General features: G+C 69.6%; 10 protein-coding genes. 7 read left to right on the top strand and 3 right to left on the bottom strand.

Going from position 1 to position 16,712, the window contains the following annotated elements; all coding sequences use genetic code 11:
* Positions 1–329: 329 nt before the first annotated feature.
* The gene (locus tag ENSA5_RS15720) at positions 330–2,141 is read right to left on the bottom strand and encodes a DUF4215 domain-containing protein (protein ID WP_146155740.1); all 1,812 of its coding nucleotides are present in this window, start codon (positions 2,139–2,141) and stop codon (positions 330–332) included.
* A 755-nt stretch (positions 2,142–2,896) separates the two neighbouring features.
* On the opposite strand from ENSA5_RS15720, the gene ENSA5_RS39200 reads away from it, so the two are divergent.
* The 3 genes from ENSA5_RS39200 to ENSA5_RS15705 all read left to right on the top strand — a co-directional run bounded on the left by ENSA5_RS39200 (position 2,897) and on the right by ENSA5_RS15705 (position 5,117).
* On the top strand, positions 2,897–3,028 hold the full coding sequence (locus ENSA5_RS39200; RefSeq protein WP_258182875.1) for a hypothetical protein: 132 nt from the start codon (positions 2,897–2,899) through the stop codon (positions 3,026–3,028).
* Positions 3,029–3,371: 343 nt separating this feature from the next.
* Positions 3,372–3,974: a hypothetical protein gene (locus ENSA5_RS15710; RefSeq protein ID WP_146155739.1), complete on the top strand. Its 603-nt coding sequence runs from the start codon at positions 3,372–3,374 to the stop codon at positions 3,972–3,974.
* A 486-nt stretch (positions 3,975–4,460) separates the two neighbouring features.
* The gene (locus tag ENSA5_RS15705; RefSeq protein ID WP_146155738.1) at positions 4,461–5,117 is read left to right on the top strand and encodes a hypothetical protein; all 657 of its coding nucleotides are present in this window, start codon (positions 4,461–4,463) and stop codon (positions 5,115–5,117) included.
* Between the two features lie 89 nt (positions 5,118–5,206).
* On the opposite strand, the gene ENSA5_RS15700 is transcribed toward ENSA5_RS15705, so the two are convergent.
* Positions 5,207–5,821 carry an esterase/lipase family protein gene (locus ENSA5_RS15700; protein ID WP_106392476.1) on the bottom strand — a complete coding sequence of 205 codons (615 nt, stop codon included), beginning with the start codon at positions 5,819–5,821 and terminating at the stop codon, positions 5,207–5,209.
* 371 nt (positions 5,822–6,192) lie between these two features.
* Here ENSA5_RS15700 and ENSA5_RS15695 point away from each other — a divergent pair, with 371 nt between their 5' ends.
* The 3 genes from ENSA5_RS15695 to ENSA5_RS15685 are packed head-to-tail and all read left to right on the top strand — an operon-like array spanning position 6,193 to position 12,849.
* Positions 6,193–7,113 carry an ion transporter gene (locus ENSA5_RS15695; protein WP_181197791.1) on the top strand — a complete coding sequence of 307 codons (921 nt, stop codon included), beginning with the start codon at positions 6,193–6,195 and terminating at the stop codon, positions 7,111–7,113.
* A gap of 1 nt (position 7,114) precedes the next feature.
* Positions 7,115–8,968 (top strand): ATP-binding protein, encoded by a 1,854-nt coding sequence (locus ENSA5_RS15690; RefSeq protein WP_181197790.1) that lies wholly within the window; start codon positions 7,115–7,117, stop codon positions 8,966–8,968.
* Positions 8,968–12,849 (top strand): hypothetical protein, encoded by a 3,882-nt coding sequence (locus tag ENSA5_RS15685; RefSeq protein ID WP_106392473.1) that lies wholly within the window; start codon positions 8,968–8,970, stop codon positions 12,847–12,849. Before ENSA5_RS15690 ends, ENSA5_RS15685 begins: the two co-directional genes overlap by 1 nt.
* Here ENSA5_RS15685 and ENSA5_RS15680 read toward each other — a convergent pair.
* Entirely contained in the window at positions 12,839–14,716 is a 1,878-nt protein-coding gene (locus ENSA5_RS15680) for a hybrid sensor histidine kinase/response regulator (protein WP_106392472.1), read from the bottom strand. The genes ENSA5_RS15685 and ENSA5_RS15680 overlap by 11 nt on opposite strands.
* Positions 14,717–15,140: 424 nt before the next feature.
* Between ENSA5_RS15680 and ENSA5_RS15675 the strand changes: the two genes are divergently transcribed.
* Positions 15,141–16,694 (top strand): M23 family metallopeptidase, encoded by a 1,554-nt coding sequence (locus tag ENSA5_RS15675; protein ID WP_146155737.1) that lies wholly within the window; start codon positions 15,141–15,143, stop codon positions 16,692–16,694.
* Positions 16,695–16,712 lie beyond the last annotated feature (18 nt).

The raw sequence follows: 16,712 nt of genomic DNA, 5'->3' as shown, positions 1-16,712 counted from the left end.
CGCCTCGCGACGACCGTAAGCCCGGGCGCGCGACGATCGAGGCCAGGAGCTTCAAGACCTCCGGCGCCACGCCGAGCTCGAGGTGAGTGCAGACCCTCCCGCTCGCCTGGGCGGCGTGCTCGACGAATTCGAGCGTGCGATCGAGGGGCGTACCTGCGCTGCGGCATCCTCGAGCATGGCCTCGCCCACTTTGTTTGCCGCCGCTGCGCCGAGTCGACGGTCGTGGCGCATTCGTGCAAAAAAATGCGGACTCTGCCCGTCATGCACGGGCAGAATCCGTGCACACAGCGCGGTCGCTCAGGGGCTGACCGCGCTCGTGCTCGGCGACCCTACATGAAGGCCAACCCCCAGCCGGTGCCGTTGCTCATGGTGACGTCCTGGACGTTGCTACCGTCAGCGAGGTTGGCGCTGCGGATCATGCTCGCGAACGGTGCAACCCAGTAGATCAGCCCCGACTCCGTGTCGATGTCGAGGCCCTGGACGCTCGATTGCCCGCTGAGCAGCACGCTGGGGTTGGCCCCATCGAGGTCGGCGACGAAGATGTTGTCGGCCCGGTTCGAGTAGTACACCAGGCCGGCCGCGGGATTGACCGCGACCGCGACCCCTTGTCCGCCCAGGTTCGGAACGATGACCTCTTGGTCGCTGCCGTCGTAGTTGACCCGATAAAGCTGGGTGTTGTTGTAGGTGATGAAGTACAGCTTCTGGTTGACCGGGTCGGCGGCCATCCCCGAGGGGCTGCCGGCCACGCCGACCTCCATCACGTTGTCGCCGTCGAGATCGGCGCGCATGACCTGGTCGAGGTCGAACTCCGACCAAAACAGGTAGCCGGCGCTCGAGTCCACGGCCAGGCCGAAGACGTTGTTACCCGCGATGATGTCGACCGGGTTGGCCCCGTCGGCGTCCAACCGGGTGATGGTGGCACTATGATCGTAGTAGATGTGTCCGTTGGCCGGATCCGTGGCGACCACGAAGTTGCTCTGCAGGCCGTCGACAAGCTCCGTCGGGTTGGCGCCGTCCGCCTCCACGCTCCACACTGAGGAGTTCGCGGTGGCCCAGTACAGCCGGCTCGGCTCGACGCCGAAGCCGTTGAGGTTGAGGCACCAACGGTCGAGCGCGCCGAGCTCACCCTCGTTGGCGTCGCTGATCGAGAGGGTCCATGAGCCCGAGACGTCGGCGTTGTTGAAGGCCGACAGGCTCTCGGCGGGAGCGTAGCGGCCGTCGATCGCGGGCGGGCCCGGCTCGACGCACGCCGCCTCGAGGGAGATGTTCGCGTCGTCGTCGACGATGGCGAGCATGTCGTCGCCGGTGCAGGCGTTGCCGGGGCCCATCTGGTTGTCGAAGTTGTCTGCGATCAGCACCGTGGTCGCCCCGTGCGTCACCTCGACGTCCAGGTCATCGAGCGAGCTGTGTGTGATGTCGATCGCGAGGTCGACGTCGGTGACGAGGTAGGGGAAGGGCGGGTCGATCATGGACATCACGGTCATGTTGTCGGTGATGTCGACGGGGACCTCGCTCGCGCACACCTGGAAGGGCTCGGCCGCGCACGCGTCGCAGCCGTCGCCCGCCATCTCGTTGCCGTCATCGCAGGTCTCGCCCGTGCTGAGGTCGAGGTGCAGGTTGCCGCAGGTCTCATCGGACTGGCAGGTCGCGCTGCAGCCGTCGAGGTCGTCGGTGTTGCTGTCGTCGCAGACCTCGCCCGCGCTGGCGTTGATAATGCCGTCACCGCAGGCGGCCGCCGTGCAGTCGTCGTTGCACTCGGCCGACTCCCCGCCGTCGTCGCAGCTCTCGCCTGCGCTGGCGTTGATGATGCCGTCACCGCAGGCGGCGCTCGTGCAGTCGGCGTTGCACTCGGCCGACTCCCCGCCATCGTCGCAGTCCTCGCCCTCATCTACGACACCGTCACCGCAGCTCGGTGGGGGATCGGTCGGATCGCCCGTCGGATCGCCCGTCGGATCGCCCGTCGGATCGTCGGTCGGATCGTCGGTCGGATCGTCGGTCGGATCGTCCGTCGTTCCTTCTGTAGTCTCGTCGTATCCGTCGCCGGTTTCGTCTTCGCATGGCGAGCTCGTGGCGTCGTCGCTGCAGCCAGTCACAGCGAGCGCGAGCGCCGTCAACAAGGTCGAAATTTTTGGATGTGTCATGGCGGCGGAGCGTAGTTCATCGCGGTGATCAGCGCAGAGGAGTTTCAAACGGTGGTCTGGTGACGAGAACCGGTTGTCGGAGTGACGCCAGTCACTCATCTGTGCCGGGTGAGCCAGACCTCGGTCAAGGATCAGTCGCCGAGCCCGGACGAGCGACCGGGGAGGGCGATGGGCGTGAACAACTTCGCACCTCACCTGGTCGAACTCGCGGTTCGAGACACGGCGAAGCCAACGCAAAGCTGGTTGGGATCGCGGCGCTCAGGCTGCGAATTTCAGCTCGAGCTGGCCGTGGAGCGGCGGCCCCGGCCGTGGTGGTGGCCTCGACCGTGGTGGTGGCCTCGACCCGAGCCGAGCGGTGGTGAGGACTCGCGCTATCGCGTCGCGCTCGTTGGTGATCTCGACCCGCTTCATCGAGCCGCGAGAACGCGAGTAGACCATGATGTCGACTGCGAACACCCGTTGCAGCAGCCACGTCCACGGGTGAGGGCTCTGGGGTTTCGTGCCGGGTTCGAGCGCGGTCGCTTCGCCAGCTACCTCGTCTACTTATTCGTGAGGTGATGCGTGCCCAGTTCTGAGTCCGGTTGCCAGCAGGCAACTACTCGATGAACACACCCGCGATGATGAACAGCCCCATCCCACGCGCAGGTCGACGTCGATGATCGCGTCGGCGGGGTTGTTTGGGTCGTATCGCACCAGGGTCGTGGCGCAGCTCGACAACGACGCCAGACGTCTGCTGCCACGCTCGCGCTCGACGAATGGTGCGGCGTCTCGACGAGCTCGACGCGGCCATGCGCGAGGTCGGGGGCCGGATCGTGCGCCGCTCGACCTTCGGCCTCGGGCGCGTGGCCCTGGTCGCCGACAACAGCTGCCCAGGGCGGGGACGCTGACCCACGCGTACTCCGTCAGCTATTCGGACGACGAGCCGCGAGCTCCGATCATCGTCATGCTCACCCAGAGTGAGGTCGAGGATCCCTGTGGGGACGACCTGCGCGGGTCGGGCCCCGTCATGTTCACCGCCTTCGTCCCGCCGACCGCGGGCGAGCACGAACTGCCGGTGGACTCCTCGCATCGCGTGACTCTCCAGGACGGCCGTTCCCGCGGGTTGGAATTGGAAGTGCTCACTCTTCACCGTGCTGGCGCCGAGGAGCTCCGGGTTCGTGTGCCAGCCGAGTGCTCCGGCGCCATCAGCGCGCGGCTCTCATCATCTCTGTCCCGTGATAGTCACGGGCCATGAGCTTTCGAGCGCTGTTGCTTCCGTGTCTGCTCTTGTCCGTGGCCTGTGACGGCGACGAGAAGGCCAAGTCTTCGGGCGAGCCCACGGCCGAGGCGAAGGCACCCGAGAAGCCGGTCGATGCGGGCAAGCAAGGCGAGGCCACCAAGGCGATGGACGCGATCGCCACGGTCGCCCCCGACATGCGGCCGGCGCTGGCCACCGCGGCCATCGTCGAGATCGACAAGGCTGCCCTCCCGCCATCGCTGGTCGAGGGGCTCGAGGCCATCACGGAGTCTGACCCCGACATGCACGAAGCGCTGCTCGCCAAGAGCCTCTTCGAGAACCCGGGATTGCTGAACGAGGTGTGTGGATCCGACGCGAAAGCACTGATGCAGTCGCTGGCCACGATGGACCCCGCGGGTCGCGACGCCGCCCTGTGGAAGGGCTGCAACATGGAGCGTCACGGGGTGATGACAGAGGCCGACCGCGCCGGCTCGGATCCGCTGCTTGCCCTGGTCGCGCACATGGTGTTCATCCACCTCAGCAAGACGCGGACCCTGTCCAGCGAGGAGCGGTCGCTGCTGACGACCATGATGCTCGAGGTCGAGGCGAGCCCGTAGTCCGCTGCAGTCACGGGTCGTCCCAGGTACCGGAGCCCACCGCGACGGACCGGCCGACGTGTCGTCATCGCCCCCACGATACGACGATCAACGCCCGGTCCGTCGCCGGCCGCGCCCCAACCGAGCCAGCGCCAGGCCTTGGGTCCTTCGGCAGTGGAACCTGCTCGCCATCGCCCAACACGATCACTTCTGCCCAGGCGGAGGCGGGCAGGCCCTCGGCCCGGAGCTCTCGCCGCACGCTCGTCGTTGACGAGGGCGTGGGCGTCAAAGTGCATGATCGAGGGTCCGCGCATCGTCGATGTCGCCCCCGAACTTGGCCAGCCCCGTGAGCCGAGGCTCGGCCGAGACACGGCTCGACCATCACGAGCTGTTCAGAGTCGGGTCGGTCACGCGGCGAAGTCGAGCGAACGCGGGCCAGCTGGGGCTGGCCTCGGCCGCGGTGGCGGGCGGTACCGCAGATCCTCGAACCGATCTATGATTGGTAACGTGAGATTCACTGCCCTTCTCCTCACCGCCGCGGTCGTCGGGGCGTGCTCACCTGCCGGGAACGAGGATGAGAGCGACTCCTCAACCTTCGAGTGTGCCGAGGAGTCGCTGTTCGTGCGCTTCGACAGCGAAGCCGTCGCCTACGCGGAACTCCACGATGCGATAGCCGAACTCCCAGGGACCCGTGTACATGCGGCGGTTTGGCTCGACGAAGACACGCCGACGCAGATCACCACGACCATCAACTTCGTTGGAGAGTCCTACGAGTTGACTGTCATCGACCAGGAACTAGCATGCTCGATGGTGGTCAGCGTCCCGGTACACGTCACTGTTGCGACGAACGATGGCTACCTGCTGGTGGACGAGCAGGCGGTCTGGGGCCAATCGGGCCTGACTCAGCCCTTCGATGTGGCTGCCGACATCGAACTCGGGGCCAAACTATCGACGGTGCCCGATGCGTCGGGTTGGCTCACGTTCGATGTCGCGCAGCTATGGCCCGATGTCGCTCAGCCGGACGACGATGCAGAGTTGGCGATGGAAGTCGCTCAGCGGGTCGGCGAGCTACGAGGGATCCTCTACTACTCAAGGCGAGAGATCGTGGACGGCACGACGGTGCTCTACTACCAGACACCGTTGCTCGAGTGGGGTCCAAAGTAGCGGTAGCAGTAGCGTGAGCTACGGGGTCCGCCCGGACCTGGTCGCGGAGCCAGACTCGAGCTCGCCCTGAACCGAGCGCCGCGCTCGACTCAGGCCGGGCCGGCTTCGCCTCGCGACGACCGCAAGCCCGAGCGCGCGACGATCGAGGCCAGGATCTTCAAGACCTGCGGCGCCACGCCGAGCTCGAGGTGAGTGGCGTCGACCTCGATGTACTCGACCTCGTTGGCGGGGTTGGGGTCGATGCACTGCTGCCACGGCACGACCGCGTCGCGCTTGCTGTAGATCGCCGTGATCGGAACGCCCAGCGCGCCCGCGCCCCCGCCGACGACGGGGGTCCCCAGGGTAGCGATCGCGGCGACGTGCCGCGGCTCGGCGCGGGTCGCCTCGCGGGCGAACATGCCCCCGAGGCTCCAGCCGATCAGCGTGATCGGCTGCGCGTGCGCTTCGGCGAGCTCGGCGACGCGCTCGATCAGCGGCGGCAGCAGCTTGGCGTGGTTGCCATGGTTGCGGCCGAGACCCCAGCCGTGAGTCGGGTGGCCGAGCCGCCCGAGCACGCCGCGGATGACCAGGGTCGAGGCGTCGGCGGCGGCGAAGCCCGGGATCACCAGGACCGGGGCGTGCCCGCGGGGGAGCGCGCGCCAGTCGAGGGCGAGGGACGGGGCGCGCGCGAGACCCCGGGCGTAGCCGCTGAGCTCGGCGATCATGCGGGCCCGAGGCCGTCGTGCCCGCCCTGCCTTGTCCTCGTTTGTCACGGTGTCGCTGGCCGCCTTCGGCCTCGGCCAGGCTCGCTACCATACTGCTCGCGCCCCCGCCCGTCCATGGACGAGGAGACCCTCCGGGCGCGGGTCGTCGAGCTTCCGCGAGGCGCCGCGAGCTCCCGCGAGGAAGCCTCGCCCGAAGGGTTGTTTGCAGCGGTGCATCCGGAGGATCGGGCCCGGGTTCAGGAGCTGGCATCGCGCCCGCGCTCACCCTCGACGGGCCCGTGCGGAGCGAGCCCTCGACCGTGACCGAGCCCCTGCGCCGCCTTCGAGCGCCTGCTGAGCTGATCCCCGGGAAAGTCTGTACACTCCCGTCCGTGCGCTTCTTCGACCCGGAGAGTCGTCCCGAGGAAGGGTGGCGTGCCCGCGTCTATACGGTCGTGTTCGAGACCGACACCCGCGCGGGGCTGCTGTTCGACATCGCCTTGCTCGTGGCGATCTTGCTCAGCATCGTGGCGATCAGCCTCGAGACCGTGACGATCTTCGAAGCGCGCCACCGCGACACCTTGCGCGTGCTCGAGTGGGTCCTGACCGCGCTGTTCACCGTCGAGTACGTCACCCGCCTGGTCGTCGTCCGCGAGCCCAAGCGCTACGCGCTCTCGTTCATGGGCCTGGTCGACCTGCTCTCGCTGCTGCCGACCTACCTGAGCCTGATCTTCGCCGACACCCAGGCGCTCCAGATCGTCCGGGCGCTGCGGCTGTTTCGCGTGTTCCGGGTGTTCCAGCTCGGGCAGATGGCGAGCGAGGGCGGGGGCTTGCTCCGGGCGCTGGTCGCCTCGCGCTACAAGGTCTCGGTGTTTCTGGGCACGCTGCTGATCATCGTCGTGATCCAGGGCGCGCTGCTCTACTTCCTCGAGCACGACGTCGAAGACAGCGGCTTCACCAGCATCCCGCGCTCGATCTACTGGGCGATCGTCACGCTCACGACCGTCGGCTACGGCGACATCTCCCCGGTGACCGTGCCCGGCCAGCTCATCGCGTCGCTGCTGATGTTGCTCGGCTACGGGATCATCGCGGTCCCAACCGGGATCGTGACGGCCGAGGTCGCCCTGCAAGAGATCACCAAGCGAAACGCCGGCGCCTCGCGTTCCGAGCGGATCGTGATCCCCGGGCCGCGCGCCGACGCGTGCGGGGGCGGGGTCCCTGCCGCGGTGATCGTGGATGGCGCGACCCACGCTGGGAGCACGGTTCGGGCCGAGGCCGAGAACCACAAGAACGACAAGAAGGAGGCGAGCTGAGATGGACGTCACCAACGAAGCGGTCGAGAACCTCGTCACCCAGTTCTCGTCGGCCCTCGATTTTTACCGCGAGCTGGTCCAAAACAGCATCGACGCCGGGAGCTCGGCGATCGAGATCTGGCTCGACTTCATCCCCGACGAGGCTGGCGGCGCGGGCGGGGTCATCGAGATCCACGTCGACGACGCGGGCGAGGGCATGAACGAGGCGGTCATCGACGAGCAGCTCACGACCCTGTTCTCGTCGGGCAAAGAGCACGACCTGACCAAGATCGGCAAGTTCGGCATCGGCTTCGTCTCGGTCTTCGCGCTCCGGCCCCGGGGCGTGCTCGTCCAGACCGGCCGCGACGGCGAGTACTGGGAGGTGTTCTTCGATCAGGATCGCAGCTTCTTCAAGTCGCCCTGCTCGACCCCGATCGAGGGCACGCAGATCACCTTGTTCCTCGAGGGCGACCGCGCGCGCTACACCGATCTGGTCGCGCGCAGCGTCGAGACGATCGACCACTGGTGCCGCCACAGCGAGGCCGAGATCAACTTCGAGGATCGGGCCTCGGTCGAGGGCGGGTACGTGCAGATCAACAAGCCCTTCTCGGTCGAGGGCGAGTGCGTGACCTCGGTCGAGCACGAGGGCGGGCACATCGTCCTGGCCTACTCGCGCGCCCCGGTCTGGGGCTTTTACAACAAGGGCCTCGCGCTCGCGGTCGTCAGGGGCAAGACCGACCTCGTGCCCGCGGGCCTGGCCCACGTCGCGTTCCGGATCAAGTCGCGCTACCTCGAGCACACGCTCTCGCGCGAGACCGTGATGCGCGACGAGAACTACGACAAGGCCATGGCCAGGATCATCCGCGCGGCCGCCGGGCCCCTGCGTCAGCGCCTGGTAAAGGAGATCTGCGCGCTCGTCCGCTCGGTCAGCGAGGCCACGGGCGGGCCCAAGCGCTGGACCACGAGCGAGCGCGGGCGCTACTTCGAGCTCATGGGCTACCTCGCGCGCGAGGGCGCCGACGCGCTCGAGGGCCTCGGCGCGGCGCCGCTGCTGCTCGGGCTCGACGGGCGCGCCTACACCCTCGATCAGCTGTGCGAGCGCGCCGCGGGCGACGGGCGGGTCTACGTCGACACCGAGCCCTCGGCGCTGGTCGAGCAGCTGCTCGGGCAGGGGACGCCCGTGATCATGATCCCCGGCGCCAACGAGCTCGGCGGGGCCAACTCGGTCGAGATCGCTGGCCCGGTCACGCGGGTGCTGGCCAACGGCCTGTCGCGCGAGTTCGTGAGCACGGGCGTGTTCGCGCAGCTGCGCGACAAGCTGCGCGGGGCGCCCGAGGTCGACGCGTGGGTCAAGGCCGGCGAGATGATCGCCCGCCCCGTCGACGTGCTCGTCGGCGTCGAGCTCATCGAGGACCAGGCCCAGGCCCAGGCCAGGGCTCTGGTCGCGCGGGCCTGGTCGGTGCTCGAGCGCGGCCTCGGCCCGCGGCCCAACCTGTTCGCGCGGGCCGTCACCTTCTTGCGTCGGCTCGAGCCGACGGTCGGCTACAGCGGGCTGGTCTGCGCCCGCTTTCACGGAGCGCCCGGTGGCCGCCAGCCGCTGTTCGTCGTCGCCCACGAGGTCGCGCCGCTGATGGCGATTCCGACCGCGGAGATCATGCTCAACGAGCGGCCCGAGCGGCCCGAGGCCGCCGTCAATTGCGAGCACAGCCACTTTCGCGGGCTCTCGCGCCTCGCCGAACACGAGCCCGAGATGGCCGCCTACTGCCTGGCCAAGGCGCTGCTGCTCGACGAGAACCGCGGGCTCGAGCTCGACACCTCGCTGATCGCCGCCGCGCTCGATCCGGCCTTCGTCAGCGCCGCGGGGGGGGGCCGCTGATGTCCGGGATCGACGAGGTCATCGCGCGCGCGCGCCAGGGCGAGGGCGGCTTCTCCGAGCGCAAGCAGTTCAAGCTCGCCCGCCGCCGCGCGATCGAGAAGCTGCGCCGCTTCGCGCTGGCCGATCCCTATTTTTACATCCTCGAGATCATCCAGGCCGCGATCGCGGGCGGGGCCGACTACGTCGACATCTCCTGCGCTGACGGCGACGTGCTGATCTCGTGGACCGGCGGCTCGCTGCGCGAGGACGAGCTCGCCCAGCTGTTCGACTTCTTGTTCGCGTCAAAAGAGCGCCTCGACCTCGCCCACGTCCGCTCGCTGGCGCTGGGCGTCAACGCGCTGATGCTCTTCGAGCCCGAGCAGGTCGTGATCGAGTCCGGCGACGGCACGCCCGGGGGGACCGCGCGGATGGTCGTGCGCGCGGGCGCCGAACAGGTCGACGTCGGTCGGGCCGAGGGCGCGCTCAACGGGACCTACGTCCGGGCCAGGAAGCTCAACCGGTCCAAGGTCGCGGCCGGGACCGGGCGCCACGGCGACGAGGACGGCGGGCTCGAGTACGCGACCGTCGAGCTGCGCTGCCTCGGGGCCCCGGTCCCGCTGGTGTTCAACAGCCAGCCGCTGTTCGGCTGGGCCCGCCAGCGCGTGCCCAACCTGTTCGGCTACAAGCAGGTCCGCAGCGTCGACGAGGGCGACCTCTACGGGACGATCGGGCTCAAGCCGAACGGCGGCGAGCCGGGCTTTCAGATCCTGACCCAGGGGGTCTGGATCCAGAGCTATCACTACGAGCTCATCAAGGGCCACAAGATCGGCGGGATCATCTGCTTCGATCGCCTGCACAAGACCGTCGACCACTCGGGCTTCGTCCGTGACGACCGCTTCGAAGAGATGTGGCTGCGCCTGCGGCCCTACGCCGAGGCGCTGGTCGGCGGCAAGGCGGCCGAGGCGCCCAAGATCACCGGGGTCGACGGCCTCGCCTACAGCCCCGCGCAGCTGCGCGAGTCTCTGCGCGAGCATCCCCGGGTCGTGATCGTGCCGCCCGCGGATCGCAAGCTGCCCACGGGCGACGACGAGGCGATCGGTCGCCGGGCCAAGAGCATCGCGCGGAGGCTCGACGCTCAGGTCTTGCGGGTGCCCGGGGCCCAGGTCGCCGCGGTCCGGGTCCTCGGCGGGCGCGAGCTGCAGATCTGGCGGCCCCAGGTCGGCGACGCCGCGGATCAGCGCTTCTATGACCAAGCCGAGCTCGAGCCCCCGGCCGAGCCCTACCTGCTGCCGCCGGTCGAACTCGAGGTGCCGCCGGTCGACAGCCTCGTCGATCAGATCGTCAAACATGGCGCCAACCTGCGCTTGCGCGCGGAGGTCGACGAGGAGGGCGAGGCCACGGCCACGCTCTCGGACTTCGACAAGGTCGCGTGGGCGCGGGTCTGGTCCGAGCTGCGCGACGCCGGCTTCCTCGCGCCCGAGGCGAATGAAGGCGAGCTCCTGGCCCGGATCACGACGCAGCTGCGCGTGATGATCGGTGAGACCGGGACCATCCGCGCGACCCTCTACAGCCCGGCCGAGCCCGGCGCGGCCGCCCGCGGCCTGCTCGTGCGCGTGACCACGACGGGGCGGCTGCTCGGGCAGCAGCTGTTCGCGTCGGCCTACCCCGGGCGGGTGCTCGACGTCGAGCTGCCGACGGCCCAGCCGACGGGGCTGCGCTCGCAGCAGCTGCCCGAGCGCGTGGCCGAGCGCCTCGCCGCGCTCGCGGTGCCGCTGCTGCGCGAGCAAGATCAGCGCGCGCTCGCGGGCCTGGCCGTCGGCAAGATCGAGCCCAACACCGCCGCCGCGCGCCTCGCCCTGCAGGTGCTGTCGCGGGTGACCGTCACCCGCCTGCGCGCGGCCCGGCCGGGGCGCGTGGCCCCGGGCCTGAGCTTCTCGCTGTTGCGCGCGGTCGCGGGCTTCGATCCCTTCTCGCTGAACTTGCTGCGCACGGTCTCGGGGCGGGCGATCAGCTTACGCGAGCTGGCGCTGCTGACCGACCAGACCGCCGGCCTCGTCTACGGCACGATCCCCGAGGTCCCGGCCGACCTCGACGGTCTCGATCTCGATCGCATCTTGGCCCTCGACGCGGGGACCGAGCGGATCTTGATCTCGATGCTCGGCGAGGCCGGCTACGTGCGCGTGGACGCCCGCGACGTGCTGACCGAGGAGCTGGGCGGGCGCGTGCGTGTGCGCGACGTGGCCCTGGGCCTGCGCGAGTACCCAGACTTTCCGCTGTTGATCGAGGGCGAGGTCGGCGAGGTCGACGAGCTCGACGAGGACGCCCGCGGCGAGCTCCTCGCCAGCTTGGTCGACGGCCTGAAGCGCCGGATGCTCGGCGAGGCCGACGAGCCCGGCGCCGACCCGCGCGAGCTCGAGGAGCACCGTCGCCAGGCCGTGCGCCAGCTGCAGTGCTACGGGTGTCGGGCGCTCGCAAGCGGCAAGGCCGAGGCCCTCGAGACCCACGAGCTGCTGGACTTCCCGCTGTTTCTCGATCTCGACGGCGAGGTCTGGGGTCTGGGCCAGGTCCACGCCGCGCTGCGTTCGGACGAGGGCTTGCTCGTCCACTACGGTCACGTGCTTGGCTCGGCCGAGCTCGGCGCGCTGACCAACGCCGCGCTCGCCGGTCGCCGTCCGCCCGCGGGGCGCCCGAGCTCGCTCGCGGTCTCGGCCTTCAGCTATCGCCTGCTCGTGCCGCTCGGCCGCGTGCGCCTGGCCTTCGACTTCGACCTCGACGACGTCGAGGCCGCGCGCAACCCGATGACCGCGGGCGTGGCGTTCTTGGTCCGCGAGTCGTTCGAGCGCGAGTGGGGGGGCGTGCTCGGGATCCCGGCCACGCGCCTGCCCGAGTATCGGATCCAGCTGCGCGCCCGCGGCGGGGGCTCGGTCGCGGCCCTCGACGAGCTCGCGCATCTCTATGGCGTCGTCGGCTCGATCACGATCGACGACTCGAACTGGGACGCGAGCACGCACGAGCTCCTGCTCGGTGCGATCGACGAGCAGGCCGCAGGGTTGCTCGGGCGCTTGATCGGGCGGCTGCCCGAGCTCGGCGACGACCGCGGGCGCTACGAGGCCGCGCTGCGCGTGCTCCTGACCTACGCCGGGGAGCAGCTCACGCTGATCGCCGGGACGATCGGGCTCTCGGCCAGCGTCTCGACCGAGCTCGCCGAGCGCATCTTGAGCCTGCCGCTGTTCGACACCGGGGCCGCGACCTTGGTCTCGGGCCACCGGATGATCGAGCTGTTTCGCCGCCACTTCGAGCATCACGACGCCGTCGGCGAGGAGATCCCAGCCTTCGATTGGTCGGCGGTCCTGGCGGCCGGCGACGCCACACCTGCGCTCATCCGCGACTGGCTCGACGCCCACCTCCAGGCGTCGCGGGTGGTCATGCCGGCCTCGGCCAGCGGGGCCTCGGGGGCGGCCTCGGGCGAGGAGGCCGAGTCAGGCTCGGATGCGGGCGTCGAGCTCCAGGTCTGGGACGTGACCCGGGTGATGTCGTCGGACCTGCTCGCGTGGAACCTCGAGCATTGGCTGTCCGAGCTGCGCCCCGACCCCCGCGTGCTCGGCGATCTCCCGCTGCCGCCGACGCGGGTGTGGGTGTCGCCGCACGAGCTCGTGGGTGGCGGGCTGATCGAGGGCGGCGACACGCGCGTCGCTGTGTACGGCGCGGACCCGCTGGTCCTGCGCGCGATCAACTCGCCGACGGCGGCGAACTTCGCGTGGTTGATGTTGGCCGTGTACGCCCACCTGAACGCGGTGACCGGGCTGATCACCAATGAGCACGAGGCGCAGTTTCAGCTGATCATCGGCGAAGCCCTGACCGAGGGCCGCCTGAAGCCCCTCGAGCGCGTGGCTAGGGGCTGAGTTCGAACACGTCGCGTACGCGACGGAGCAGCTCGTCGGGAGAGAAGGGCTTCTCGATCACCTCGGTGGGTGCCATCTCGAGGGCCTGATTCGGCGCGTAGCCGCTCATGAGCAAGATCTGGGTGGAAGGCCAGCGCTCTCGGCAGCGACGCGCGAGCTCGACGCCGCTGGTTTCGGGCATGACGATGTCCGAGAGCAGGAGGTCGAAGGGCTGCTCGGCGGCCTCGAGCGCGGCCAGGGCCTCGGCCGCGCTCAGGGCCCCCTCGACCACGTGGCCGGCCGCCTCGAGCACGCGCGTGACGATCACGGCGACCGACATCTCGTCGTCGACGACGAGGATCCGCTTGGTCGGGCCGACCTCGGTCGGCGCCGGGGCGACGGGGGCGGGCGCCTCATGCAGCGGCAGGACAACGCGGACCCGGGTCCCCCGGCCGAGCTCGCTGTCGATGTCGATGGTGCCGCCGAGTTGCTTGACGATGCCGTACACGGTCGACAGGCCCAGCCCGGTCCCGGCGCCGGCCGCCTTGGTCGTGAAGAAGGGCTCGTACACCCGATCCAGGAGCTCGGGGGGAATCCCGCTGCCGTCGTCGGTGACCTCGAGCAGCGCGCGCTCGTCTGCTTCGGTGTCGCCCGCCTCGCCCGTCTCGCCCGCCTCGCCCGCCTCGCCCGCCTCGACCGTCTCGACGGTGGCGGTCCGCACGGTGATCGTACCCCGGCTACCCACGGCGTCGCTGGCGTTGGTCACGAGGTTGATGACAACCTGCTCGATCTCGCCTGGATCGGCGAACACGCCCAGGCTCTCGGGGTGAAGTTCGGTGCGCAATTCAATGTTGTCATCGAGCACCCGACCGAGGAGCGCGGCGCAGTCCCGTGTGGCGTCGTTGAGGTCCATGCGCACGGGCGAGGTCATCTGTCGCCGACTAAAGGCGAGCAGCTTTTGGGTCAGGCTCGCGGCCCACTGCCCTGCGTGGCGAATGCCCTCGACATCCTCGTACGCCGTGGGGTCGTGCTTGACCGACTCGGCGAGCAGATCCGCGTGACCGAGGATCGCGACCAGGAGGTTGTTGAAGTCGTGGGCGATGCCGCCGGCGAGCTTGCCGACGGCGTCCATCTTTTGGGCGTGGCGAAGCTGCTCTTCGAGCTCGAGGCGGTGGGTGATGTCGCGATCGACGCCCCGATAGCCGCGGAGCTCTCCGCTGGGGTCGAGGATCGCTTCGGCCGAGCTCTCGACGTAACGGTAGCGCCCGTCTTTGTGGCGCCAGCGGACCAGCCATCCTCGCCAGCCCTGCTTGTTCGCCATCAACGCGGGGAGCTTGTTGCCGACCTCCTCGGCGTCCTCGGGGTGCATCAGCGTCAGGGTGTCGAGGGCCAGGAACTGCTCCGCCGTGTAGCCCAAGATCCGCTCGACCGCGCGGTTCGAGAAGGTGTGCTTCAGGGCCAGGTTGAGCTCCCAGATCCACTCGCCCGTGGTCTCGACCACGGATCGGTAGCGCTGCTCACTCTCGCGCAGCGCGTCCGCGGCGCGGGCTTGGTCCGTGATGTCTTCGGCCGACGACCAGATCAGGCGCTGGCCGTCGTGTTCGACGACCCGCCCGCTGAGGCGGACCGCGACGATGTGACCGTCGCGATGGAAGTAGTGCTTGGTGTAGGGACCGTAGCGACCGGTGCGCTCGAGCAAGTCGAGCTGCTGGGCCTCGTCTGCGTCGTAGGTTGGCGGCGTGATGTCCCAGTAGGTCAGCGCGAGGGTGTCTTCGACGGTCCGGCCGAGGATCGCGGCGAAGGCCGGGTTGACGTCGATGAACCGCCCGTCCATTCGGCACAGCGCGAGCCCGACCGGGCAGTCTTCGTAGAGTCTGCGCGCGCTCATTGGGCCGATCTGCGTTGATCCTCGCGGCCCGGGTTCGCCACGAAGGGCCGAGAGCTCCGCCTCGAGCTGGGCGATCCGCGCCTCTCGTTCAGGTCCGCTGAGCGCCACTACGCGAGATGGTATCAGCCAGGCGGCGCGAGTGGCGTTGGGCGCTTGCGCTGATGTGACCCGGCTAACGGACCTCACGCTCGCGAGCGAAAGCGTGACCACTTCATCCTCTGCCCGGTCGTACTCGACGGGGGCGGGGTTGACCGAGCGCGACCTCGTCGGCGTGCCCGAGGAGGACGTCGCGGTCGAGGGGGCGGCGAAGTGTCCGGGCGCGAACCACGGGACGGGGTCGTGGCCTCGCAACCTGAGCGGCCGTGCAGGCCCCCAAAGGCGAAATCTTTCGGTCCGCAGCGCCGCCGTGCTAGCGCCGAAGACGGTGTCCAAGCAGCGTCAAACTCGGCGACCCGCCTCCCGATCCGGTGCGCACAAGCGCAGCGCGGGCCGCTCGGGCCAGGGGCGGGCTCGGTCGCGGGCCAAGGCCAAGCGCAAACCCGCGGCCAAGTCGGCCAAGACGCGGCGCTCGAAGTCGAAGGGCAACCGTCGGGTCGAGCCTGGCAAGCGCGAGGCTGGCGGGCGCGGGCGCGGGCGCGGCAAGGCTCGGGATCCCAAGGAATTCAAGGCTCGCAACCGCACGATCTTGCTGCTCCTGGTCCTCGCCTTCATCAACGCGTGGATCTTCGTGTGGCGCGACGAGGGCGGGCTCGACTCCTTTGATGCCAAGGCCGCGGTGATCGGCGGTGGCGTCGACGGGCAGGGCTTCGCCGCGCCGCTCGAGGCCGCCTGCGGCGGCGATCCGGTCCAGGTCTTCGCCAACCTCGACGACCGCCTCCGGCTCGAGACCAAGCTCGACCAGGGCCGGACGCTGCGCCTCGCGCTGCTCGAGCTCGGGCTCGCGGCCGAGCCGATCGACGAGCTCGAGGCCGAGATCCGCGGCACCATGGATCTCGGCATGCTGACCGGCAGCGGCGCGCCCGTGCGGATCGCCGGCGACCGCGAGGGCGGGCTCCAGGCGCTCGAGATCGAGGTCTCGGAGGGCCACCTGATCCAGGCCTGCCGGACCCCGACGGGGCTCGAGGTCCGCAACATTCAGCACCCGCTGCGCGTCGACGTCGCGGTCATCGCCGTCGAGCTGCCCAAGAACGGCAGCTTGCTCGAGGCCGTGGTCGAGGCCGAGCAGACCTCCGAGCTCGCGCGGATGATCGCCAACTCCCTCGCCGCCGAGGTCGACTTCACCGCCGACACGCGGCCCGGCGATAAGATCCAGGTCCTGGTCGAGAAGCGCTACCTCGGGCGCAACTTCCACCGCTACGGCAAGCTGCTGGCGATCCGCTACATCGGCGCGGCCGGGCGCATGGCCTTTTACCGCTACAAGCCCAAGGGCGCCGACGAGGGCTTCTTCGACCACGGGGGCCAGCCGATGCGGCGCGCGCTGCTGCGCACACCCTTCGCCTGGCACCCGATCGACCCCGAGGCGCGGGCTTCGCTCGCGCCCGCGATCGAGTTCATCGACGGGCGCATGGGCGCGGTCTATCGCCGGCCCCTCGGCGCGCCGGTCGTGGCCGTCGCCGACGGCACGATCCGCGGCGTCGGGCTCGAGGGCGACGACGGCTTGATCGTCGAGCTCGAGCTCGATGACGGTCGCCGGGTTCGCTACGCCAACTTGATGCGGACGATCGGCGACCGCGCCCCGGGGGACCGGGTCGAGCAGGGCGCGGTCCTCGGGCTCGTCGGCCAGACCGGCAAGACCCCCGTCCCGCGCCTGCGCCTCGAGCTGATCGATCGCGCGGGTGAGCGCCTCGATCCGATGGCCCTCGGCGAGCGCCGCAGTCGCGTCGACCGGGTCGGGGATCCGATCCCCGAGGACCAGCTCGGGCAGTTCGAGGACGACATCCAAAGCTGGCGCCGAGCGATGCGCAAAGCGGCCGAGTAGGCCTGCTAGCAGCCCGGG

The organism is Enhygromyxa salina (genome assembly GCF_002994615.1).
In the GTDB taxonomy this organism is placed as follows: Bacteria; Myxococcota_A; Polyangia; order Nannocystales; family Nannocystaceae; genus Plesiocystis; species Plesiocystis salina_A.
The sequence above is the reverse complement of the archived record's forward strand: the minus strand, read 5'-3'. Positions and strand labels throughout refer to the sequence as shown.

Coding starts and splice junctions, on each gene's coding strand:
- ENSA5_RS15685 (WP_106392473.1), top strand. CDS start 8,968: ATGTCCGGGATCGACGAGGTCATCGCGCGCGCGCGCCAGGGCGAGGGC.
- ENSA5_RS15680 (WP_106392472.1), bottom strand. CDS start 14,716: ATGAGCGCGCGCAGACTCTACGAAGACTGCCCGGTCGGGCTCGCGCTG.
- ENSA5_RS39200 (WP_258182875.1), top strand. CDS start 2,897: ATGGTGCGGCGTCTCGACGAGCTCGACGCGGCCATGCGCGAGGTCGGG.
- ENSA5_RS15700 (WP_106392476.1), bottom strand. CDS start 5,821: ATGATCGCCGAGCTCAGCGGCTACGCCCGGGGTCTCGCGCGCGCCCCG.
- ENSA5_RS15690 (WP_181197790.1), top strand. CDS start 7,115: ATGGACGTCACCAACGAAGCGGTCGAGAACCTCGTCACCCAGTTCTCG.
- ENSA5_RS15710 (WP_146155739.1), top strand. CDS start 3,372: ATGAGCTTTCGAGCGCTGTTGCTTCCGTGTCTGCTCTTGTCCGTGGCC.
- ENSA5_RS15720 (WP_146155740.1), bottom strand. CDS start 2,141: ATGACACATCCAAAAATTTCGACCTTGTTGACGGCGCTCGCGCTCGCT.